Annotated in this window: 19 protein-coding genes; 8 read left to right on the top strand and 11 right to left on the bottom strand. The window is 48.6% G+C overall.

Features of this window, described 5'->3' with window-relative positions:
• The first annotated feature begins 29 nt into the window (after positions 1 to 29).
• The 3 genes from BLQ88_RS31620 (at position 30) to BLQ88_RS31610 (ending at position 4,144) form a co-directional block, all read left to right on the top strand.
• Complete coding sequence (locus BLQ88_RS31620) at positions 30 to 2,609, top strand: T9SS type A sorting domain-containing protein (RefSeq protein WP_090157026.1); 2,580 nt, start codon at positions 30 to 32, stop codon at positions 2,607 to 2,609.
• Between the two features lie 150 nt (positions 2,610 to 2,759).
• The gene (locus tag BLQ88_RS31615; RefSeq protein ID WP_090157025.1) at positions 2,760 to 3,440 is read left to right on the top strand and encodes a LytR/AlgR family response regulator transcription factor; all 681 of its coding nucleotides are present in this window, start codon (positions 2,760 to 2,762) and stop codon (positions 3,438 to 3,440) included.
• Between the two features lie 77 nt (positions 3,441 to 3,517).
• A complete protein-coding gene (locus tag BLQ88_RS31610; protein ID WP_090157024.1) occupies positions 3,518 to 4,144 on the top strand; it encodes a hypothetical protein in 627 nt (208 codons plus the stop codon).
• Here the strand turns inward: BLQ88_RS31610 and BLQ88_RS31605 are convergent.
• Positions 4,131 to 5,279 (bottom strand): winged helix-turn-helix domain-containing protein, encoded by a 1,149-nt coding sequence (locus BLQ88_RS31605; protein ID WP_218132974.1) that lies wholly within the window; start codon positions 5,277 to 5,279, stop codon positions 4,131 to 4,133. The genes BLQ88_RS31610 and BLQ88_RS31605 overlap by 14 nt on opposite strands.
• 113 nt (positions 5,280 to 5,392) lie before the next feature.
• On the opposite strand from BLQ88_RS31605, the gene BLQ88_RS31600 reads away from it, so the two are divergent.
• Positions 5,393 to 6,403 carry a sialidase family protein gene (locus tag BLQ88_RS31600; RefSeq protein ID WP_090157023.1) on the top strand — a complete coding sequence of 337 codons (1,011 nt, stop codon included), beginning with the start codon at positions 5,393 to 5,395 and terminating at the stop codon, positions 6,401 to 6,403.
• A gap of 152 nt (positions 6,404 to 6,555) precedes the next feature.
• On the opposite strand, the gene BLQ88_RS31595 is transcribed toward BLQ88_RS31600, so the two are convergent.
• The 3 genes from BLQ88_RS31595 to BLQ88_RS31585 form a co-directional block, all read right to left on the bottom strand.
• Positions 6,556 to 8,457, bottom strand: a complete 1,902-nt coding sequence (locus BLQ88_RS31595) for a hypothetical protein (RefSeq protein WP_090157022.1) — start codon at positions 8,455 to 8,457, stop codon at positions 6,556 to 6,558.
• Between the two features lie 29 nt (positions 8,458 to 8,486).
• Positions 8,487 to 12,017: a T9SS type A sorting domain-containing protein gene (locus tag BLQ88_RS31590; protein ID WP_176885172.1), complete on the bottom strand. Its 3,531-nt coding sequence runs from the start codon at positions 12,015 to 12,017 to the stop codon at positions 8,487 to 8,489.
• Positions 12,018 to 12,159: 142 nt separating this feature from the next.
• Positions 12,160 to 12,780 carry a response regulator transcription factor gene (locus tag BLQ88_RS31585; protein WP_090157020.1) on the bottom strand — a complete coding sequence of 207 codons (621 nt, stop codon included), beginning with the start codon at positions 12,778 to 12,780 and terminating at the stop codon, positions 12,160 to 12,162.
• A gap of 75 nt (positions 12,781 to 12,855) precedes the next feature.
• Here BLQ88_RS31585 and BLQ88_RS31580 point away from each other — a divergent pair, with 75 nt between their 5' ends.
• Positions 12,856 to 15,726 (top strand): sensor histidine kinase, encoded by a 2,871-nt coding sequence (locus BLQ88_RS31580; protein WP_090157019.1) that lies wholly within the window; start codon positions 12,856 to 12,858, stop codon positions 15,724 to 15,726.
• Between the two features lie 41 nt (positions 15,727 to 15,767).
• On the opposite strand, the gene BLQ88_RS31575 is transcribed toward BLQ88_RS31580, so the two are convergent.
• Positions 15,768 to 16,325 carry an alpha/beta fold hydrolase gene (locus BLQ88_RS31575; protein ID WP_090157018.1) on the bottom strand — a complete coding sequence of 186 codons (558 nt, stop codon included), beginning with the start codon at positions 16,323 to 16,325 and terminating at the stop codon, positions 15,768 to 15,770.
• Between the two features lie 68 nt (positions 16,326 to 16,393).
• Positions 16,394 to 17,053, bottom strand: a complete 660-nt coding sequence (locus BLQ88_RS31570; protein ID WP_090157092.1) for a Rossmann-fold NAD(P)-binding domain-containing protein — start codon at positions 17,051 to 17,053, stop codon at positions 16,394 to 16,396.
• 219 nt (positions 17,054 to 17,272) lie between these two features.
• On the opposite strand from BLQ88_RS31570, the gene BLQ88_RS31565 reads away from it, so the two are divergent.
• Entirely contained in the window at positions 17,273 to 18,055 is a 783-nt protein-coding gene (locus BLQ88_RS31565) for a helix-turn-helix domain-containing protein (protein ID WP_090157017.1), read from the top strand.
• Between the two features lie 64 nt (positions 18,056 to 18,119).
• Positions 18,120 to 18,662 (top strand): dihydrofolate reductase family protein, encoded by a 543-nt coding sequence (locus BLQ88_RS31560; protein WP_090157016.1) that lies wholly within the window; start codon positions 18,120 to 18,122, stop codon positions 18,660 to 18,662.
• Positions 18,663 to 18,709: 47 nt separating this feature from the next.
• Here BLQ88_RS31560 and BLQ88_RS31555 read toward each other — a convergent pair whose 3' ends face one another.
• Positions 18,710 to 20,146, bottom strand: coding sequence for an MFS transporter (locus BLQ88_RS31555; protein ID WP_090157015.1), 1,437 nt, complete (start codon positions 20,144 to 20,146; stop codon positions 18,710 to 18,712).
• A 36-nt stretch (positions 20,147 to 20,182) separates the two neighbouring features.
• The gene (locus BLQ88_RS31550; protein ID WP_090157014.1) at positions 20,183 to 21,223 is read right to left on the bottom strand and encodes a bifunctional transcriptional activator/DNA repair enzyme AdaA; all 1,041 of its coding nucleotides are present in this window, start codon (positions 21,221 to 21,223) and stop codon (positions 20,183 to 20,185) included.
• A gap of 152 nt (positions 21,224 to 21,375) precedes the next feature.
• On the opposite strand from BLQ88_RS31550, the gene BLQ88_RS31545 reads away from it, so the two are divergent.
• Complete coding sequence (locus BLQ88_RS31545; protein WP_090157091.1) at positions 21,376 to 22,017, top strand: DNA alkylation repair protein; 642 nt, start codon at positions 21,376 to 21,378, stop codon at positions 22,015 to 22,017.
• A gap of 25 nt (positions 22,018 to 22,042) precedes the next feature.
• Here BLQ88_RS31545 and BLQ88_RS31540 read toward each other — a convergent pair whose 3' ends face one another.
• The 3 genes from BLQ88_RS31540 to BLQ88_RS31530 form a co-directional block, all read right to left on the bottom strand.
• Complete coding sequence (locus BLQ88_RS31540) at positions 22,043 to 22,450, bottom strand: VOC family protein (RefSeq protein WP_090157013.1); 408 nt, start codon at positions 22,448 to 22,450, stop codon at positions 22,043 to 22,045.
• 99 nt (positions 22,451 to 22,549) lie between these two features.
• Positions 22,550 to 22,861 (bottom strand): helix-turn-helix domain-containing protein, encoded by a 312-nt coding sequence (locus tag BLQ88_RS31535; protein WP_176885170.1) that lies wholly within the window; start codon positions 22,859 to 22,861, stop codon positions 22,550 to 22,552.
• Positions 22,862 to 22,906: 45 nt separating this feature from the next.
• The coding region (locus tag BLQ88_RS31530; RefSeq protein WP_143016972.1) for an integrase core domain-containing protein at positions 22,907 to 23,189 on the bottom strand (283 nt) is incomplete at its 5' end.

Below are 23,189 nucleotides of genomic sequence, written 5' to 3'. Positions count from 1 at the left end.
AAAAACACCATCTACCAAACCTTAGCCTCATGTACAAATTTCTACTTCCGTTACTTTTCTTGTGCGCCGTAGGCTCCACATCATTCGCTCAGAAAACCTGGACAGGAACATCAAGCGAGCGTTGGACAGACGACGGAAACTGGGAACCCTTAGGCATCCCGGCTTCCGCTGCGAACATCACCATTCCTGAGGGAACTCCTAACAGTCCGGTTGTTCCGGCCGGTTCAAACATCAATTTCGGTAGTATCAAACTCAATCACGGCGCTACTTTTACTGTGGAAGCCGGCGCTACTATGACCTCCACCGCTTCGCAGAATCGTACACTGGAGATTTTGGGGAGATTTATCAACTATGGCACCATAACGATCACCAACAACGCTGTCGGCCCTCAGGATTGGGCCGCCATTGAGATAAATAATGGCGGTCTCCTTGGCAACGCTGGAACCCTGACTGAAACCGGTACCATATCAGTTGGCATTTTTGTTGTTTCAGGTGAGTTATACAATGCGTCGGGTGGGCTTCTTTCCCTTGACAACAACTTTGGATTGGTTTCACTACCTCGATGTGACATAATCAATGAAAACGGGGCTGAAATACGGGTCAAGGGAACGCTCTTTAGTATTGCCGATATCGTCAATAACGGCAAGTTTGTCTGCGATGGCAATGTGATGCTCATGGGCGGAACGACAAAAAACGAAGAATGTGCACATTTCCAGGTGAACGGCTCTCTGACCATCGACGACGAAGCTAGTAGAGGCATGACTAATGAAGGAACTACTATCATTACCGACTCGCTGAAATTGCCGATGGGAATATTTGAAAACGCGGGGATTCTAAAACTTAAAACGCTCGATGCAGCCGACCAGGATAATTTCAAAATTCTGTATAACCAGGAAAAAAGAACAGGCTCCGCTCTGGTCACCGACGACCCGAAGCTCTTGATTATCGACTACGGAACGGAGAGCGGATTTGATATTTTAGGCATTTTCAGCGATCAGGAAGGAACACAGACGGCCGGCACCTTTGACGGGTACGATTTTACACCAGTCCTATCCCTGCCCCCGGGAAGTCAGACGCTTTACGTGCAAATGGTGATCAATCATTCTGATTGCGTTTATACGGTACCGTTCAATTATGTAATGTCCGACCCTCCCGGCACCTGGACGGGCGCGCACAGTTCTGCCTGGAGTAGGGCGGATAACTGGACTTATAGCAAAGTTCCTGATGCGACGATGAATGTCTATATCCCCGCCGGTACGCCAAATGACCCGGTCATTAGTGTCGCGAACGCCGTCACCAATGATTTGACGATAGCAGCAGGCGCAAGTCTCACGATGACGGGAAGAGGCGTATTTGCCATATACGGAAATGCTATCAACAATGGGGCTTTCTACGCAGGTGTTGAAGGTGCGTGGGTTGCTTTCGTGGGCACCGGTACGCAAACCATCCCAGGTGTAGAATATTCAGTCCTCTCCCTCGGCGGCGATGCCAGGAAACAGCTCACGGGCGACGCTAGTGTAAATAGCCTTATACTTCTTTCCGGCAATACGAAGGTCGCATTGGGCGACAACGACATAGCGTTGGTTAACAATGCTTTGATAGAAGGCGCCGGTGCAGGAAGCTATTTTATTACAGATGGGACGGGGGGCTTCAAAAAGGAAAATGTCGGTTCGCAGGAATTCAGCTTTCCGGTAGGTACTGAAAGCGGCTACTCGCCGGTGGTTCTGAGCAACCTGGGCATTGCGGACAACTTCACTGTTCGCGCTGGTGATGGTGCCTACCCGACTTACGCGGATAATGTTCCTCAGGGAAGCCCTGTTACGAGTATGGCGGTAAACAAAACCTGGTATGTGAGCGAAGACGTGCCCGGCGGGTCCAATGTGACGATGTCGCTGACCTGGAACAAGTCCGATGAATTACCTTCTTTTGATCGCGGCATGTGCTTTATTTCTCATTACAAAAACAATAAATGGGACGAGATACCGGCAGGTTCCGTGGAAGGAAGTGACCCCTACACGGAACGCCGCTCGGGCATAACGAGTTTTTCGCCGTTCGCGGTGACCAATCCCAACAGCCCGCTTCCCGTCACGCTCGCCCGTTTCGATGTCGTATCGGAAGGAAATACGGCATTGCTAAGCTGGTCGACCACCTCCGAAACAAACAGTGACCGCTTCGAAGTGGAACGCAGCAGTAATGCAAAAGATTGGGAAAGTATCGGGGCTGTCGGGGCTGCCCGGGAGAGCCAGGTGTTGACGGACTATCGCTTTGTGGATTCACATCCCTTGGTTTCAAAAGAAAGCTTCTATCGTTTAAGGATGGTGGATACCGACGGTACTTTCGCTTACAGCCGGATCAGGAATTTGTCTTTTTCAGGTTCGGGCAAAAGCCTCGCATACCCAAATCCGGCAACGGAAAAGCTTTTTGTACAGAATTCCACACAAGTTTCAAGCGCCCGTATAAGCGATATGAACGGGAAAGTGGTCTATTGGACCAGCAAGGTGAGCGATGCCGGTATCCGGGTCGATAACCTGCCGGCAGGATTGTATGTGATGGAAATTTCCTGGACAAATGGCCTGAAGGCCGTTCAGAAAATTTTGATAGAGCGGTAGCCGCAAACCCTGCCGGTTGGAATTCAGGAATTTGCCCGTTGTCCTGAAGAAAACTGTTAGAAAGACGTTTGACATTGCTTTATCCGGGTAAACATCCATTGTCGATCTTAAAATGGATCGACAATGGATGGTCAAACTGTCGTTCGAAATATGAAAATCAGCTGCATTATCGTCGAAGATGAACCCCTCGCCATGGAAAGAGGCGTCGATTTCGTTTCCCGGCTGACGTCGCTGAACCTGGTGGGCACGTTCGATAATACTTCCGACGCATTCTCTTTTCTGAAATCCAACCAGGTCGACCTGATTTTCCTGGACATTAATTTAGGGGCGATTTCCGGCATTAATTTACTGGAAACGACGAGCATACAGAGCCACGTCATCATCACCACGGCCTATCACGAGTTTGCCTTGAAGGGTTTCGAATTGAATGTGACCGATTACCTGCTCAAACCATATACTTTCGAACGGTTTGTCAAAGCCGTGGAGAAAGTGGAAGCAAATCTGGTAAGGACAAGGCCTTTCGACAGAAAATGGATTTTTGTGAAAACTGAAAACCGGTTGGAAAAAGTGCTCCTGGATGAAATACTATACATTGAGGGAATGCGCGACTATCGCCGGATCCATACCCTGTCGAAAAAAATCATGACGCTGCAAAATTTTACGGATTTCGAGAAAGAACTACCGTCTCATTTAATATGCAGGATACACAAATCCTATATGGTAGCTTTGGATAAAATTGAAACAGTGGAAAAGGAAAAAGTAAAGATCGGTCAAATGTACATTCCTATTTCATCTACCTATCGCAAGCAGTTCCTGCAAATGCTGAGTTGACAGGACGGTTTGTATATTCAATTATTTCAAAGCAGAACCCACATCCAAAGCAAGTTTTTATTTACGGTGACTGTATTATGAAAAAAATATGCTTTTATCTTCTCGTCCTCCTTGCATCTGCTTGCAAGGAAGACGAGAAGTTCGATCCAAATTCTTACAATGGGGAATATCCCCGGAATCTGGATGGGTCAAAAATCGAGACGCACGATCCTACCCTACTTGGAGGGGAAATTGAGAGCTATTTTAACGGGCACTCCTGGGACCATGCCCCGTTTCTTTCGGTGTATATTAACCGTTTCGATCCGCCGCAAACGGCAACGGGAGAGCCCGAAATATTGATCGGCATCTATCCTATGCTGACAGCCCAGCAAATCGAATCCTGTTTGATGGAAAGTTTTGTCGTGCGCGCGCCGCTTAAAGTTTCAACCACTTCCCTTAACGAGTTTACGCAACTGCACACACCGGAATACGCACACGTGAAATTTACTTCGATGAATTGCGACGCCGGTAAGGATCAATATATGCTGGATCGCTCGAAGGAAAGTACGGTGAAAGTAACATCCTACAATGCGGACGATAAAGAAGTCCAGGCGGAGTATGACGTCTATTTTAGAATTGCGCAGCGGAACTCAACATTTGGGCCGATTTATCCGGAAAAAGTTCATCTTCGCGGAAAAGTCAAGGCGCATATCAAACTGCTTTAACGGGTCTCTCAGGCATTTCCAGCTTGTATCCCTTCCCGTGAACATTCGTGATTCTCAGTTCAGGATCATGGCTTAATTTCTTCCGTAGTTTCGACACAAACATGTCCAGGCTGCGACCGGTGAAGACTCCTTCATTGATCCAGACTTCCTGCATCAGCGTTTCGCGGGGGATCAGTTCACCGAAATGCTTGTGGAGCAATTCCAGAACCTTGCATTCTTTGTCGGTGAGACTAATCACTTCGCTTCCCAAAAGCAATCGCTGCCCCTTCACATTAAACAAAAAACTCCCGAGCGAGGCCAGTTCCGGAACGGGCTCTTTTATTACCGCGTAGTTTGGATTCTGCCCGGACATTGCCTTTGATTTTCCCCCAAAATGTCCGACCAATAAGGTAACACTCAGCAACACAAAAATACCGCCGTAAACCATATTGACTAATGGATAGTCAAAGGTTGTAGTTGCTATTTCTTCCAATTTTGAATCGACTTCCCTGGCATCCGTTTTAGCGGATTTGCGTTTTTCAGTCTGTTGGCCGCTGCCGTAGCCGAAGGTTGCCGCTTTGAATTCGTCCGGTTTCGCATTGACTACCTGCGTATCCGCTTTAACTGACGCAGCCCGCCGGTCGGTGACGGCATTCTGCTGTTTTACGTTCTCGTAAAAATCCGGAAAGGCAAATTCGATTGTATAACAACCCGAGGGCTGACTTCTGCCACTGCAAGCCAGGATGTCTGGCGAGGTATTATTTACCTGGAAACCATAAACGATGCCGCTTTTCGCGCAATCATGTACGGTAACCGTGTAACCGGAAGGGAACTGTGTTTTGGGAAGTAATCCCTGCGACAGCACCATGAGCGAGTCGTGGTTGAAAACAAATTCACTTTCGAACCGGAGCAAAAACGTGCCTTCTTTATTTTCCGTAACGGGTAATATGCGTGAGGTGGAGTCACCTGCCTGCAAAAGCAACCGATGACCAATTTGACGGATAATGAGGTTCACTTGCTTCGCCCGGAAGTCGCGGCCGGAATGTTCTGTGAATGACGAGGTGATCAGAAAAACAGCAAGCATTACCGTCGCAATGCCCGCTCCCACCACCAACCGGTTAGTGAAAAAGCCAGTAAAGGCAGAATTTACACGCATTTACATTTCTTTTTACAATTGATTTACAACGGGCAGCAACACAGGCGCCTACATTTGGATACGTGAAGTTAAAAACAATTTTACGCTATTATTTCACCAAACCAATTTTAGTCATGAAGATCCACAACCTTGCATTAGTGCTCCTTTTCCAATTCCCGTTTGCTTTTGACCAGGCTTTAAAATTTTCACCGCCCTCCTCAGTTACGGATAGTGAGCAAAAACAAAATCGGGATAAGGCAGTAGCCGCAAACATCATTTTCAAATCCACAGATGGTGGGCAGACATGGCAGGACGTTAGTGAAGGGCTGCCCGAAAATTTGCCAGAAGACGGCATTTGGAGAGATGGCTTCCTGGCAAATGATCATGGAATTTATCTGCGCACTGGCAAAGAGCTGTATTACAGCAAACCAAATGCCACCGCTCCCTTTTGGAAAAAAGAAATTTCACCGGGCAACTTTGGCAGCATTGTCCCCGGCAAGAACGGAATGCTCGCATTCAATTACGGTGGCCAGTTTTTGCAAAAAGTAAACGGAACGGGTTTATGGTTGCCCATATATACGGAATTCCCGGGGAAGAGCGTTCGCACGATCTTTGAAACTGGAAACACCGTCTTTATCGGTTGCGATAAGGGCCTTTTCAGATCTGACGACAATGGGAAAAACTGGAAACGGGTCCATGACGGAGGCTGGGTAATGAAATTGGTGGAATCAAATGGCGTGCTGATGGCTACCAGCCAGAGAGGCATCATCCGGTCGACAGATGGGGGTGAAAATTGGGTTAATGTGATCAATGAGGGTGGTGTGGGCATTGCTGTCGAACGTATCAAAGGTGGATTTGCCGCGATTACTTACAATACCGAGACGGAGACAAGAAGGGTACGGACATCCTATGACGGCGGTAAAACCTGGCAGCCTATCGATGCTGATCTTCCGCCAAGCCCCGATATCGCCTCCATTACCGAGGTGGGTGAATTCATGTTCTGTGGTCACCCGGCAGGTGTTTACAGATCCTCGGATAAGGGTAAAACATGGCAGCTTTTATTACCTTCCGTTGGAGATAAGGTCTTCAATTTATTTGTTTCAGACAACGCTATTTATGCCATACCAATCAATGGAGGGTGTTAGAGGGCATTGGGTCAATTGTTTCATTACAAAGCAAAAAGCACTGAAATTCAGTGCTTTTTGCTTTGGTACCGCAATCGGACAAACTCGACCCGCAAACGCAAGAAAGCATGCCCGCGCCTTCCTTCTTACTCAAAATCTGAGTCGGCTGGTACTTATTTAGATTTTACACTGAAAATATCCATAGAATATCCGAGCTGTACCTGCGCAAATACGTTGTTTCTGTTACCGGATTGATGCGTTAGCCGATACCTGAAAAATACCTTATCAGTTGCATTGGTTTTTAGGTACCCATCGAACTTATACTGGAACAATCCCCTGTTTTTTGCGAGTGTGAAGTCTTCACCCAGCAGTGTATTGTGCAGGTAATCATATCCGACACCCGCGCCCCATCTGCCGTCGGGGAAAAACCTTATTCCGCTGCTCAATGTATAAGTAAAGCCGTCGACACTCCGCGACTCTTCCGATGCCTGGTTGGCCAGTCCCGTTTTATACCAATTGACACCCATATTGAGGTTGATCGCAAATTTCAAGTTCGTGAAGTTGATTTTTATCACATTCAAATCGACTCCAAACGACATTTTCTGATAGCGATAGAAATTCAATGGATTCAAAGTGTCCGGATTGCCCGCAGATGTATCGGGGGTGTAACTGAGGTTCTTTTGATTGTCCTCAATTTTTGAGAATCTGAACTTGGTTTCAAGGCTTCCAAAGAAGTTGGAATAAACCTTACTAAAATTCTGTGTTTTAATATAATATACGCCCGATATCGAGTCCGTCCGATCAAAGTAGGCCTGCAAATTTGCCCGTTGCCTTTTGGGCATATCGTCCATGGATTTGATGTTAGAATCCACATTATCCTTGATCAGCATATCAAAATCGTACCTTCTGTCTTTTGCGAGCTGCGTCCATTGCTTGGGACTCAATGACGAAGTGTCTTTCTTCAAGAATTTTCTCGCACTTGAGTTGATCGTATCTTTCGTTTGTGCTTTTCTTAATTCAGTAGCGGAAAGGAAAGTAATTTTGTAAAGCCCCTCCTTCTCGCTTATTTTTTTAATCAAAGGCATTGCCGGGTATACCTTTCCGAAATCCAGGTAGGATGAGATGTCCTTTTTCTTCGTTGCACCGCTGAAATGCTGGTTCCAGAGATTGATTTTCCGTGAAACTTCGATTTGAAGCAGTCCATTCGGATTTTTCTCGTCCACACCCATAAAGTCGGTAAAGCCGGCTACTTCAAGAATCTGTGAGCGCTTTTCCTTGCGTAATTCCTTGACGGGATGTTGCGGGTTCAGGATCGTTACGCCGTCAACAGGACTATAATCTTCCTTGTAGTTATCGTATTTGTTGTCCAGGATCAGAAAACTCCCCAATGTGACGAAGCGGGTAACATTATCGACCCCTCCGCAGTTGTTGCAATACAAGCGCATATTTGCCAGGGATTCATTGTCAAACTTGGCCGAAATGGTAAAGGGGAAACGGTTCGTAAAAATCAGATAATTCCTAAGGTTCGGATTTGTCAGGTCAACCAGCCGGAGTGTCACGTTTTTGATTGTTCCCTGTTCGAATTCAATTTCAAAATCTTTGAGCTTGTGGGCTACCAGCAGGCCGGTAAGCGGTCCCTGGTAATGCAGCGATCCGTTCAAGCTTAGCAAGCTATTGATGGTATCACTTTTGACGAGGATTGTGGATGTTACCGGCTCGTCGTCGAGAAATTCCTTTCTTGCTTTGATACCATAAAAAATCTCGGAAGCTTTATTTTCGACATCGTTGTATTGCGTCGCCGGATCGTAACCAGGAATCAGACCTGGAACCGAATCGTGGAATATTTCTTTGAAAACCTCGATCGTAAATGATTCGAATAACAGCTCCGTAGTTGTCTTATTATCCGAATTTCTTGTAAACTGAATGCTATTTGAACTTTCTGACGCGGAAACGTAGCGGTAGGTAAACGAACTTCCCAACAGCACAAATGTGTCGGAAACTTCAATGTCTTTCGCAGCGAATGCATTGCAAATACCAGCCAGGAAGAGTAATAAGAATGGTAGCGTTTTTTTCATAAGGAGGAGTTAATATTGAACCAATAATTTTACTGTTTGATAAACTTCCTGACTTGCTTTCCGCCCTTTCCGTCAACTTCCAGGAGGTAAATCCCCGGAGCCAGTCGTTTTACATCCAGAGTGCGCGGGCTGCCTCCATGAAAGGATTTCTTCTGGAATTGAATCTTGCCTGTAACGTCAAGAATCCTCAGATTCAATGGTTCGAGGGTTGCGGGACCGTTTACGCTTAACTGATCTTCGACCGGATTCGGAAATAAGGAAATCTGGTTGCGCTGGTCAACAGTCACCGCGACGATGCCCGAATAGGCGTATTTCCCATCGAAATCGACTTGTTTTAAGCGATAGTATTGTTTTTCGGACCCCAGATAGTCGATAAGCGTATCTACGAATTCATACTGGTTTATGTCCGTCAGGTTTCGCGCCGGGACAGAGCCGATTGCATGAAAAGTCTTCGCATTTGCACTTCTTTCGATCACAAACCGATCAGCGTCGCGCTCATTCGTTGTTTTCCAGGTTAGTAGCGCATTGTTCTCGATCTTTTGTGCCTTAAACTCGATCAAAGTCACTGGAAGAGATGATCCGAAACTGAACAAATAGAACCCGCTGAAACCTTCGGTGTCAAAACTGATTTCCCACTGGCTGGTCAACGGATTCCAGACAACATCCGAATCGGCAGGGTCGATCGTGGTGATGGCACCTGAATAGCTGGCAGGCATCCCCGATCCGTCCTGGCTTTTGCCCGGAAATTTAGCAACGCGCAGGTAGCCGATCCCGGCCGCATCATTTGGCCCGGTCGGCAAGTCCGGCAGGCTTCTGGGATGGCTGTTGAACAGATCGAAATCTTCCTGTTTGAAGTACAGGGTTATTCTTCCGGTGGCGGAAGCGGCCCCTGTTTCAGGGGTGATCTCGTAGTGCCTCGCGGTATACAATTGGTTTTGGTGTGTAGGAATGCTGGTTTCAACCCACGCTTTTGATTCGATCACACCGCTTACGGGACTGCTGCCGGACGGCTGTACCGAGGCGATAAGCCTGCAATTATCGGCCGCGATGATATGCACCTTACGGGAGCCGCTTATTGTGCTGACAGCGACATCGGCTGCATTCGAAATGGGTGTAAAAGTGGGGTTTACGAGCGCTATTTTTTTGAGGTGTGGCAGCGCAACCATGCCATAGCCGAATACAAGGTTGTAATTAAAATGACCTTTGTAGGAATAGGTGTCGTTATCGGCTACGCTGTTACATGCGTTAATGGTCCCCGCAAGCCCGGTAAAGCCGTCTACAAATGTCAGTGCGCTACGATTAAAAAACCATCCCGGGTTATAAATTGCGTAGGTACTGTTTGGGAAAACGGTAATGTGATCGGCACCCGGGGTCGATGAGGTCATATCGCCCCTGTAACTACCGACCAGTGACTTGTCGGCTCCGATCATCCCGCTTATGCCGGTCTTCCCATTGCCCCAGGTTACGGCTCCTTTCATGTCGTTCCAGTAAGGGGTAACGACCACATAATTTCCATTAGGCAAGGCTTTGACGGACAGAGACAGGCCATCTCTCCGGGAGCTTCCGAGCAATGAATTTGCACTGCTTATCGGACCGGTTACGCCGGTTAGCCCGTTTCCCCAGGTCACAGCCCCCGTCTCGGAGCCCCAGTTCGAACTCTCCACCACGTAGTTGCCGTTTGCAAGTTCCGTTATCTTTCTTCCGATGTAATCGTACAAATTACTACCCACCAGCGAGTTGGCAGGCGAGACTATACCAGAAATACCGCTTAAACCATTCCCCAATGTCACGGCTCCGGTGCTGGCCCAGTATTCACTCTGGACAACGTAGTTTCCGTTCGATAGCACTTTTACTCCGGTGTATCCGATCCTGTCGCCCGATGTAGCGCCAATCAGCGAATTGTCCGCAGATATCTGGCCTGCAATCCCCGTTGCTCCACTTCCCCAGGTCACCGCACCGGTATAATTGTTCCAAAACCAGTTGCTGGTCAGGTAATTGCCGTTAGGTAGTGCAACAGCTCCCATGTATCCGACCCGGTCGCCGGCGGTTGTCCCGACTAAGGAATTCCCGGACGATATCGGCCCGGTAACGCCCAGTGTGCCGTCCATCCAGGTAGCAGCTCCCCGTTCACTGTTCCAACTAGGAGAGGCAATCACCACGTTGCCATTGGTCAGGGCCGTGACGTAAGTTCCCACAAAGTCATTTGGATTACTACCTGTCAATGCATTAGCCGGGCCGACATCCCCTGCTCTCCCCGAGTTCCCGTCGCATAGCACTACCGCGCCTCTCTTGCCGTTCCACAATGAGCTCGCTACCACATAATTGCCATTGGTTAAAGGGGTAACAATGCCAATAGCGTCGCCCGCGGAAGGACCTACCAAAGAATTAGAAGCGCTAATCACCCCTGAAACACCGGATGAGCCGCTGCCCCAGGTAACTGCGCCCCGGGAATTTTCCCATGAGGAATTGGATACAGTGTAGTTTCCGTTCGACAGGACGGTTACCTTGCTGGTAGTCCCGCTATGATTGATTGAGGCCGAAACAAGTGAATTGGTGCTGCTCACGACGCCCGTTACCGTACCTGTGCTGCTGCACCAGGTTACAGCCCCTCTTCTGTTATTCCATAGCCTGCTGATCACAATGTAGCTTCCGTTGGGCAACTGGATGATACCGGCGTCCCCGACCTGGTCGTCGGGCTGGTCGCCTATCAGCGAATTTGTCTCACCAACGACACCACGCGTCCCAACGGCCCCGTCGCCCCAGGTTACGGCGCCGCGCGAAGCATTCCAGCTGGAAGAGCGCACCACATAGTTACCGTTTGCAAGAACATCTACTTCCTGTCCGATCAGATGGCCCGGTGAACTGCCGACCAGGGAATTATCCGCACTGATCTCTCCGCTGACACCCGTGGTGCCATCCACCCATGTGACCGCACCCTTTCCATCACCCCACGAAGGTGATGCGCATACATAATTACCATTGGGCAGGATGAACACATTTTGTCCGATATAGGGCCCGATTAATGAGTTGGAGATACTGATGACGCCGGTAGTACCAGTGGAGCCATTGCTCCATGTAAGCGTTCCGATGCCGGTATCGTAGTTGAGCGTGCTCACCAGGTAGTTGCCGTTGGCCAATACTTTCACCTGTACATCGTACCCAACCTGGATCTCCGCGGAGCCTATCAGTGAATTTTCCTCAGAAACTGCCCCTGAAAGGCCTGTTACACCATTTACCCAGGTTATTGCCCCGATACTTCCGTTCCAGTCCGGGCTGGTTACCACAAAATTGCTTCCGGAAACCGCTATGATCGTGTTCCCCACCCTATCGTTGGGGAAACTCCCTTTCAGCGTACTGATAATCTGTTTGGTTTTACCATTCACAAGGTGGACGGCCCCCACATCCTGAACAGGCCCGTCATCGAAAAATGGATCGGCAACCGCATAATTCCCATTGGGCAAAAGCAGGAAATAGCTAAAATTATCACTGCCTTCGGGGCCGTGAACATCGACCGTCTGCGCGTGTGCCAGGTATGCTGTGCTCAAAAGAAAGGCAAGCATAGCAGATGCTAGTATTCTCATAAAGGAGGGCGAAAAAAGAGATAGAGGAGCGTTTTCACAAAACTATCCCAATATCGACCACCCGGCAATAGCCCGTTTGGGCTATGGTTTCGGAGCCATTTTTATGTTACATCGCCGCATCCTATCTACGCGAATTGTACTTGTTAACTGCTTCTACCTTGTTCTGCACATGCATCTTTTTGTAGATATTTTTCAGATGGTTTTTAACCGTGTTATGGCTAATCGAGAGTGTGTCCGATATCTCTTTGTAGAGCAGTCCCTTGCTCAGCAACGTGATTACTTCCAGCTCGCGGATGCTCAATTCCTCGTATTCCTGTGTGGGGAGGCTTCCCATGAGCATAATGACCTGTCTGGCAATGTAAGGGCTCATCGGCGAACCTCCGTTATTGAGCTCGATAATGGCATTTTGAATTTCCCGGGAAGTCGCATCTTTCAGAATGTAGCCCAGTGCCCCCGCTCGCAATGCATTAAAAACATTCTGATTATCCTGATACGAAGTACAGATCAGGAACTGCGTATTGGGCATTTCATCTCTGACCGACCTGATCAGATCTATGCCGGACATTCCCTTTAACTCGATGTCCACGATCGCGATATCCGGCCGCTGCCCGGGCATAAGTGCCAACGCTTTTTCCGCTGAATCGTAAACACCCGCTATGCCGAAATCCGGGTTGCTTTTAAGCATTTTGACGAGCGAAAATCTGTAAGCATCGTGGTCTTCGACTATCGAAACGGAGATCATGGCAGAATTTTAGATGGAATCAGGTTTAAACAAGGATACAAAATACATATATTGATACATTCAATTTTGAGATTCATGCACAAATTTTTGGGCGTTTTTGTCTGCCTCCTACTTGCGCGATCCATAGCCGCCCAGCCGGATCAGGTGATTATTGAACGTATAGCCAACGTTCCGACCAAGACCATTTACGACCTGTTTGTCGATCGTCAAAACTTTCTATGGCTGGCATCGGAAGTTGGAATACATCGTTACGACGGCATTAATTTCACCCTGTTTTCCTCCGCCGAGCAAAGCTCCCTGGGCGCATCGGGATTAATGCAGGACGATCAGGGGAAGATCTGGTTTTACAATTTTACCGGACAGATTTTCTATATCGACAAGGGAAAAACGCATTTGCTCAAATCATACCGCTCCGATCGCGAATCTCGCTTCCCGAGGATTGCCCTGCATAAGGACTTTCTGATAGCCACTTCCGACAGCGGACTATTCGTTTGCGACACCCGCACGCTGGCCAGCCGGTATGTGGGCACCTCCGACAGCGGTTCCCTGCGAACGAATGCGCTCACAGTGATTTCCGATCGCGTAGTCGTGCTGGGCGATAAGGACTGGTTTTCGTTCAGGCCAGGCATTGACAATTCCCTTATCCGACTTAAACATCCCACAGGCATTACATCCCCGCATGAGGTATCCTCCCTGCATCCGTCATCCTGTCGTGACACGGTATACATGTTTTCCAATCCTGCCGGTACTTTGAAAATGCTCGGCATCCGAAACGATTCGATGGTTGTGTACAAAAAGAAAACCTACTCAGAATTTGTTAATACAATCTCCCTGAACGACAAGGAAGTTTGGGTAAACACGCAGAAGACGAGTTCCAGGTTAAACTCGAAGGACTTGGTAAGCGGGCAGAACATTAGCGATGTGGCGGTTGATCGGGAAGAGAACAAATGGTTTTCCAGCCTTGAAAACGGCCTTTTGGTTTCTTATAAACAAAAGGCACGCGAGATGGTGAAACTGCCGGAACCTGATGACAAGAGTTTGGTTAAAACCATGTTACATCACAACGGAATGCTTTTACTGGGGACACAAAGCGGCAAGCTCTACCGGTATGATTACAAACGAAAACGTTTCGCCGGGAAGATACCACTCCCCAAAGACTTCCCTGCCATTAATAAAATTGCTCTTTTCCGGAACGACGTCGTTCTGCTTGGGACTTCCATACATTCCTACAAGCTCGACCTCACTACCGCCCGGCTGGAACAAATACCGGTTTTGAACATTCTTAAACAAACCGATTATGCCGATGAGCTCGTCTTCGCGACATCGGCCAGTCACCTGGTCATATTGCCGGGTCACAAATCCGACCGCCTGGTAGAACGGGTCAGGAAACAATTTGGCGGCACTTTTGATTATGACCGGCAGACGAACTCTTTTAGTTATGGCAAAAGATGCGATGCCCTTGCCTACTACCCGGACCAAAAATCGCTTTTTGTGGCTTTCCGTAACAGCCTTTACGCCATTGATTCACAGGGATCGGCGGTGGTTAAATACAAGGGCCGCCAGGTTTATGCGCAGGCACTTTTGTATCACAATGGGAGGATCTTTATCGGCACCGTCAACGACGGGCTGCTGGTTTACGACAAAGGCTCCACCACGCAATTCTCCATCGATTCGGGCCTGTTGTCAAACAGTATTTTGGGCCTTCGCAAAAGCGGCGACAAACTTTGGATAATCGGCTCGGGCGCAGTTCAGGTCTTTGATATGTCCAACATGACGTTTCTTTCCAACAAAAACCATTCTGTCGCGGAAAATGTCATCACGACCGACCTTCTCCTTGTGAACGATGAATCCTATCTGGCGACAATGGACGGCTTGTACGTGGTGAGAGCGGAGCAAGCCAGCTTCAACGAGAAAATCTCCAATTTTCTCGCGCCGGTAAAGGTCAACAACAAGCTCGCGGGGGAGGTTAGGAAATTCGGACCGGGACAGAATAATCTGCAATTTAAAATCGATGTTCCGCTTTATTATAAGGCAAGGCAAACCTATATCCGGTATGCACTGGTTACCGGCAAGGATTCGAGCTGGAATGTCACGGGCCCGGGCGAGCGTACGGTAACTTTCGCCTCGCTCATGCCGGGGAAATATACATTCAAGGCCCTTGCCGTGAACCCCGAACTGGGCTACGCGCGGCAGCCGGTCGTGTATCAATTCGAAATACTGCACTCCTGGTGGCAAAATGAGACCTTTCAGTATCTGGTAACCCTGCTACTGGTGGGATTCACCTGCTACATTCTCGTAAATTACTTTTTGAACAAGCGTACCTTCGAGCGCATACTTTACCAGCAACAGCAGTCGATCAACCAGGAACGCCAGCGGATCAGCAGCGAAATTCATGACGACATCGGGGCCGGAATTTTCGCGATCAAACTCTTTGCCGATGTCGCGCGTGACACGGGCGACCCGCGCGAGGACCTGTTGCGTATTTCGGTCATGATCAACGAAATATCTCAAAAAATCAGGGAAATCATATGGAGTACCAATGTTGAGAATGACAACCTGGCTGACCTGATCCTGTATACCAAATTCCAGATGGTCAAACTGTTTGATCATTCCCACATTCAGTTTGAAGCCCTAATACCTGAGTTTATCCCGGAAATCTCCGTATCGGGCGACACACGTAAAAATATCCTGCTGCTGATTAAAGAATTTCTTCACAATGCGATCAAACACGCGGAAGCCAGCAAGATCACTCTCGGCATTACCGTCGAAGAAATGGCTATGCATATCCATATTGATGACAACGGCAAAGGCTTTCCCGCAGACAAATACCAGGAAGGCGCGATGGGGCTCAAAAATGTCGATATGCGAATCAGGAAACTAAAAGCAGACTACAAGCTGACTTCCGAAAATGGCACGCATGTCAGCATTATTATTCCGTTGTCCTGACGACTTAACCGACGTACTTCGGTTTCGTTTGGGGTTCGTCACTATTTATTTGAATCAACCTGCTTGACATCCGCCGCCACCACACCAAGATCGTCATTCAGCTGGTGCCCGCCGGTAGGGATTTCCCGGAAAGTTGCCCAGGGAAGGTGTTGTTTGTAGATCGCGAATTGCTCAACGGGAACATCCTCGTCGTCAAGGCAATGATACAGGTATAATGGCGTCCGGCGGTCTATCTTTTCTGCAAAATCCGGCCGTAGCTTGAATGCTTCTACCCAATCCTCGCTTCCCTGCCAGAATGGGGTCGATATCAGGAATATCCCCGCGATCTTTCGCGTGATGATCGTCTCGGAAAGGACAGCCAGCAGCATCGAAGCGCCGAACGAGTGGCCAACGAGCATGACGCCGTCGTTGCTATCCGATATGGCCTGGCTGATCTGTCGGCGCCTTCCCAGGTCGGGTGATCCATCATCGGGTAAAAAAGCATATTGAACGGCATAAGACGGGCCCAAATGCGCTTTCAGCGATTCGACCAGCTTTTTGTCGGCCTCGAAATCCTCTTCTGACCCGCCACCATGAAAAAAGACCACTTGCTTTGTCATAACTTATTGAATTTAAATATAGTAATACTATGCCCAACCTTCCGCAACCCGAATTCAATCTAACCTGCTTATCCGTTCTGTTTGGATAAAATAGCGATGTCACTGATTTGAATTACATTTTCAGGGTAACCGTTTTGAGAAACGTTGATCATGGCATTAGCGACCTGACTCATGGTGCTGATGGTTCTCGGTAACAGCACTTTGAGTATCGGAATAAGCCAGGAGAAATATTTGTAATAACTCAACACCCTTTGCTGTCCCGAAGCAGGCTGCACCACGCCGATCCGGAAGCCGAATGCCTGCTTAAAGGGCATCCGCATCAGATCGTTTTCCGTCTTGCCTTTCACCCGGGCCCAATGCATCCGCCCTTTTTCGCTGCTATCGGTGCCGCCGCCGCTTACGTACACAAAGGTCATTTGCGGATTCGGGCCGGTAGCGCGTGCGAACGCGATCGTCGTGTCGTACGTGAGCCGCTCGTACTGCTCCTCGCTCATACCTACGCTGCTTACGCCCGCGCAAAAGAAGCAGGCGTCGTAGCCGGTAAGCCTGGGGTCGTTTGGCTGCAAAGCCAGAAAATCGGGAACAATGTATTCGGTCAGTTTCGGGTGCTCAATGCCGCAGGGTTTGCGGCTGACGCTCAGTATTTGGCTGACCTGCGGATGTTTGAGGCTTTCGAGCAAAACGCCTTCGCCGATCATGCCCGTTGCGCCTGTGATGATGACTTTCACGATAAAATGTTTAGTTAAAACCCTGCCGGAATTCCAGAAGCGATGCATTCGCCATTTTCTTAATCAGGCGCTTTAAGATAATACATATATTTATGCAAAATTAAAATATCCCCCAGGCCTCCGTCCCTACCCGTTGGGCGCCATGGATTTTCAACTATCGCCGCGGCAGCTCAGTCCCGGCAAAAGTTGTTGAGTAAACATGATTTATATTTTTGCCTCATGCGCATTCGATCTTACGTCATCCTACCGCAATTACAAAACTACGTAAAGTCAATTTGCTCGATGGAATGCGAGGGGGAAGCAGACTGGAATCAGGTACGGGTGCTGCCGGATACCTGTGTGGAATTGTTTGTAAATTATACCACCACCCCTATTGCGGTAATTGATCAGGCACTTTACAAGCGTAGTATCGTTTGTTTCAGGCTGAGCCGCCCTGTGGATGTTCAGATGCGCAAAGGGTCGGGCTGTCTGGCCGTGTGCTTTCATCCCGGAATGGCCTATCCGTTCATTCGTGTGCCCATGGATGCATTGAAGGATACCACTGTCAATTTTCCCGACTTATGGCATGACGCAACTTCCGCGCTCGAAGATGAACTCGCCTGCGCGCCTGACGATGAAGGACGAAGTGCCGTAATGCAGGACTTTTTGCTCAGGCAATTGAAATCCGAGAAACAGGATTTACAAGTGGCCTATTGCCTCAACCAGGCGCAGCACACCCAAGGCTCGATACCTGTCCGGCAACTGGCGAACGAAACTGGCCTCAGCCAACGTCAGTTGTCGCGAAGATTCCACCAAAGTGTTGGTCTGTCTCCCAAAGAATACCTCGGTGTGTGCAGGTTCAATGCTTCACTCCGATACCTGGCAAATTACCCGGGCGTGTCGCTTACCGAAATCGCGCACCTGAGCGGGTACTACGACCAGGCGCATTTCATACGCGATTATAAAGTTTACACGGGCCATTCTCCCGGCGAGGTTGTGGCGGCAAGTCATATTTTATATTGATGTCCATTTCGTACAATTCCTGTCAATCGGCGGAATGTAGTTTTGCCTGAAAAACAATAATGATATGCGAAAATTGATATTAGGGCTGGCAATCACATTAGATGGGTACATCGAAGGGCCGAATGGAGAATTTGACTGGTGCTTTACCGACCAGGATTATGGCTTGAACGAATTCTTTCAGAGGATCGATGCCATTTTTATCGGCCGCAAAAGTTACGAGGTCGCGCAACAATTTGCAGAAGGCAACGACGGGGAAGCAGTTCCGGGCATGCCGCCTTTGGTAGAATATGTTTTTTCCAACACTTTAAAATCAGTAAAAACCGGTGCAATCCTCATAGCGGACAACGCAATGGACGAAGCCCGTAAAATCAAGCAGCAACCGGGAAAAGACATTTGGCTGTATGGCGGCGCTTCCCTCACCGAAGCTATGATGCACGAAGGTCTGGTCGACGAACTGTGGCTGTCGGTACATCCCATATTACTTGGCAGCGGCCGCCCATTGTTCAGTCAGTCCGACAGCCGCACGCATCTCACACTGATCGAGAGCAAGCCCTACGCGTCAGGGCTGATATCGCTTCGTTACAGTGTTAATAAGGATAGGGTATGATGGCAGTTCAACGGGCGTCCCAGCGTAATCATCGGTGATGTCAGCCCTCAGTGGACGTCCAACGCCTGACTTTGCCTTTTCTTTTCCGGCCTGGTGTTGCTCCGGGGCGTCAGCAATAGCAGGCCGGAAACAACAGCGGCGAAGGTTAACCCGACAAGCAACCCATTATCGAGCGCATGCTTGTAGCGCTCGAAAGAGACACCATCCGCTAGTGTTTGATAAAAAACTCCGCCGATAATACTGATTCCCAACGCCGACGCAATTTGTTGAAACGTAGAGAAAATTCCGGATGTAATGCCGGCATCAGAAACTGGTAGTCCGTCCAGCACGATATTGAGAAGAAATGGAAGGACAAGCCCATTCCCGAGACCGTACAAGCCGATCAATGCTATCACCAATGCTGATGGTGCCCTGTGATCCAGCAAAAGTATATGTAAAATGAAAGCGCTCATGATTATTCCCAAACCTGTCAGCAGAATGTATTTGCCGTGACGTCCTATCAGCTTTGATGCGACAAATGAGGACAACATAAACAGCAATGCGTGAGGAATGAAATAGGTGCCGCAGGCCAGAGCCGAAATGCCAGTTCCGGATTGAAGATAAACCGCAATCATGAGCAAATAGGCGGTGTGGAGCATAAAATGAAACAACACGGCCCCTAGCCCGATCATAAATTCGCGGTGCCTGAATATGCCGACGTCCATTAAGGGTTCTTCATTACGACGGACTTTCAACTGCTGGTATCGAAAGAAAAGAAAAAGTAATAGTGACCCGGCCATTGCCGCCACCACACTCCAGAACGGCCAGCCAGCTTCCCTCCCGGCAGTGAGGGTATAAATCAGCGCTCCAATTCCAAGCATTAACAACATCGTTCCGGTCACATCGAATTTCCGAAGTGATACCCCGGGACTCTCCCCTATCCATTTATCGATAGCCCACAACGAGGCCAGGCCGAGCGGGGCGTTGATGAGAAAAATCAGTCGCCATCCGGCAATTGCAAAATCCAGTTCCACCAGGTAACCTCCCAGAATCTGTCCGATTATTGCAGCAATGCTCAGCGTCATCCCATACCAGCCAATAGCCTTGGCCCTTTCGGCAGGTTGCGGGAACAGTTCCTGTATCAATGATAGCGATTGAGTTACCATAAACGCAGAGCTGATACCCTGAAAGAAACGGGCGATATTAAGCACCAGCGGGCTTTGTGCGAGGCCACAAAAACACGAGGTTACCGTGAAAGCCAGCATTCCCCAAAAAAACACTTTCTTTCTGCCTAAAAAATCTCCCGCCCTCGCGGCAGGAATGAGAAAACAAGCACTGCCCAGCAAGTATCCGGCTATTACCAGCTGGACATCACTTTGACTGGCATTCAGCTTCTGTTCAATGACAGGCAAGGCCATATTGATAATGAAAATGTCTATCACATACAGCAACGGCGCGGTGAGAATGACACAGAGCGTCAGCCACCTTGAATGTAAAGTATTCATGGAACGGGTATGAGACGTTAAAAAATAGTTTGGAAATTACCTGTTGGCACGCTCCATATCGAGCAGCCACTGCTTGCGCCAGATACCGCCGCCATAACCGGTGAGGCTGCCATCCGAGCCGATTACCCGATGGCAGGGTACGAGGATGGATATCTTGTTCATACCATTGGCATTGGCTATCGCCCGTACGGCAGTAGGGCTGGCGATCATTGCCGCCTGCTGCTGATAGCTTCGGGTCTCACCGTATGGTACTGCCTGCAATGCCTGCCAGACCTTGTTTTGAAAGTCCGAACCTACGGTGAGGAGGGGGACGGAAAACGCCTTCCTAACCCCTGCAAAATATTCACCAAGCTCCTTTTCCAGCAATGCAATATGCTCGTTTCGCCCCTGAACAATAATAGCATTCAGCGACTTCGAGAGAATCCTGAACTCGGTTTCCAGCATTTTTCTGTCTGTGAACTCCAAAAGGCACAAACCATCCTTTGTAGCGCAAGCGAACATCGTTCCCAAAGGTGTTTCCAGCCGGGTCAGGTCGATCACCTGCTGCGCCTTGCCCTTCGCAGGTGAAAATCCGAAAATACGCTTAAACGAATCGCCAAAACCGCTCAGGGAATCGAAACCGGAATCAAATGCCGCCTTGGTGACGGGCTGCCCCTGCTGAATGTGTTTGAAAGCGGAATTGATCCGGTACATTCGTTGGTAAGCATGGAACGTCATTTGATGGTTTTTCAGAAACCATCGCCTGACCGCATTTGGTTCAAGCCCGCGCGCGATCAGGTCAGCATCCTTGAATTTAAGGGCCGGATCGTCAACCAATTCATCCAGAACCTCGCGAATGGCCACGGGTGTCTGATGCGAATGTTCCAACGGTCTGCAAACTTTGCACGGCCGGTACCCTCTTTGGAATGCTTCCTTGGTAGAAAACACAAATTCAACATTCTCCATTCTCGGCTTTCGGGCGGTACATGTTGGGCGACAAAATATCCCTGTGGTTTTTACAACTGTGAAGAAAATACCTTCAAATCGGCTATCCTTCTCGATAATAGCCTGATACATCCTTTCTTTTGAGAGATTCATGGTTCTGTTTGTTGAATTGATAGCCAAAATTAGGATGCCGACACCCACCCGGCAACCGGAAAATTGACAAGTATTTTTGATCGGGCTGTTTTATATTGTCGGACAAATACCCATTCCAGGTTTTTTTCATCCCGGTAAAAATAAATTTTGTAATGAAACTATCTTCAAAAGCCGAAAACATCCTGAATAAGATCGATTCGCAAACCAAGCTGGGCGACTTGCGGACCATGGCGAAGGATATCAAAAGAGATCACGAGCTGGCAATCGAGCTGTGGTCGACCGGAAAGTTTTTGCCGAGGCAACTGGCAATTCTGATTATGGACAGCAAACGCCTCTCGCAAGCGCTGATTGATGAGCTTGATCAAGGTATGCAGACGCATCCTTTTGTTGAGCGAAATCAATTGATCGACTGGTTAATGGCGAATCAGCTTCATAAAGACAAGAAGACCATCGCGCTCATTGAATCGTGGGAAAATAGCCCTTCGGCGCTTCAACGAAGGGTGTTCTGGTACCATCAGGGGCGGCTGCGGTGGATGGGGCAAACGCCTCCCGCGGATACGGGCGAGCTGCTGGCCAGAATCGAAGCGAATATCGGCAAAGAAGCGCCGGAAGTTCAATGGGCAATGAACCTCACCGCCGGCTGGATCGGCGTTTATGAAAAACAGTATCGGAGCCGATGCGTGGCTATCGGCGAAAACACAGGACTGTTCAAAGGGGAAAAGGTGTCAAAAGGCTGTACTCCCAACTATTTGCCGGAATTCATTGCAATTGAAAGCAATAAGCGGAACACCTGATTTGCTCCGCTTATTGCCTTTTGCATTACGACGCAGGAAACTGGGTCTCGTCCATGTAGGCAAACTCCCACTGATGCCCGTCGAGATCTGCAAAACTATGCTGGTACATCCAGCCATGATCCGCTGCATCTTTATAAATGGTTGCGCCCAATGCCTTCGCCTTGGCAATGGTCTGCTGCACCTCATCCCTGGAAGCTGCGTCGAGGGCGATCAGTACTTCGGTCTTTTCATGGGCATTGCTAATCGGTTTTTCCGTGAAAGTCGCGAAATACGGTTCGGTCAGCAGCATCGCATAGATAGCATCGCTGATCACCATACAGGCCGCATTTTCATCCGTAAATTGAGGGTTAAAGGAAAACCCAAGGCCTTCGAAGAATGCTTTTGATTTGTTGAGGTCACTTACTGGAAGATTGACAAAAATTTTGGTTGCCATTTACTTTTTTCTTTAAGTGGTGATTAAATAAACTTCCTTGCAAAGAAAAAGCTTCTTACCCCGTCCCGCTGGTTAAAACCTTGGTTATAATGGTGAATTTTATTTCTCCTTGCCTTTCCTGAACGCCAGAGGGGACATTCCCACGTGCTTCTTAAAGAAACTGCCAAAATTAGCCGGGTCGGAAAAGCCAAGTTGGAAGGCTATTTCGGCAATGTCCACGTGCGTATACAGCAGCAGCGATTTTGCTTCGGTCAACAAACGGTCGGCGATGTACGAAAGCGCATTCTTGCCCGAAACTTCCTTGATCGATTGCGAAAGGTGATTGGCGGTAACCGAAAGAAGATCGGCATATTCTTTCACCGTTCTTTTATCGATGTAGTGGTTATTAACCAATTGAAGGTATCTGTTCAAAAGCAATTGCTGGTGTAGCCTTACCTAAAATAGGACAATGAGATATCAGACTTTTTTGTTTTCTATTGTCTTCGCAAACACGGCTGGTGCCATTCCTGCAAGGGCTTGATGCGGGTGTAGCCGATTGTAATTATCCATCCATTCATCTGATAAAATACGAACTTGTTCAAGTGATTCAAACAAATAGGCATCTAACACGTCTTCGCGATAGGTGCGGTTTAGCCTTTCAACGTAACCATTTTGCATCGGTTTTCCGGGTTGAATGTAATGGATCGCGATGCCTTTGCTCTCGCACCATTGCCTGAATTTGTCAGCCAGAAATTCTGGT

Origin of the sequence: Dyadobacter soli, from assembly GCF_900101885.1 — a bacterium.
Taxonomy (GTDB): Bacteria; Bacteroidota; Bacteroidia; order Cytophagales; family Spirosomataceae; genus Dyadobacter; species Dyadobacter soli.
The sequence above is the reverse complement of the archived record's forward strand: the minus strand, read 5'-3'. Positions and strand labels throughout refer to the sequence as shown.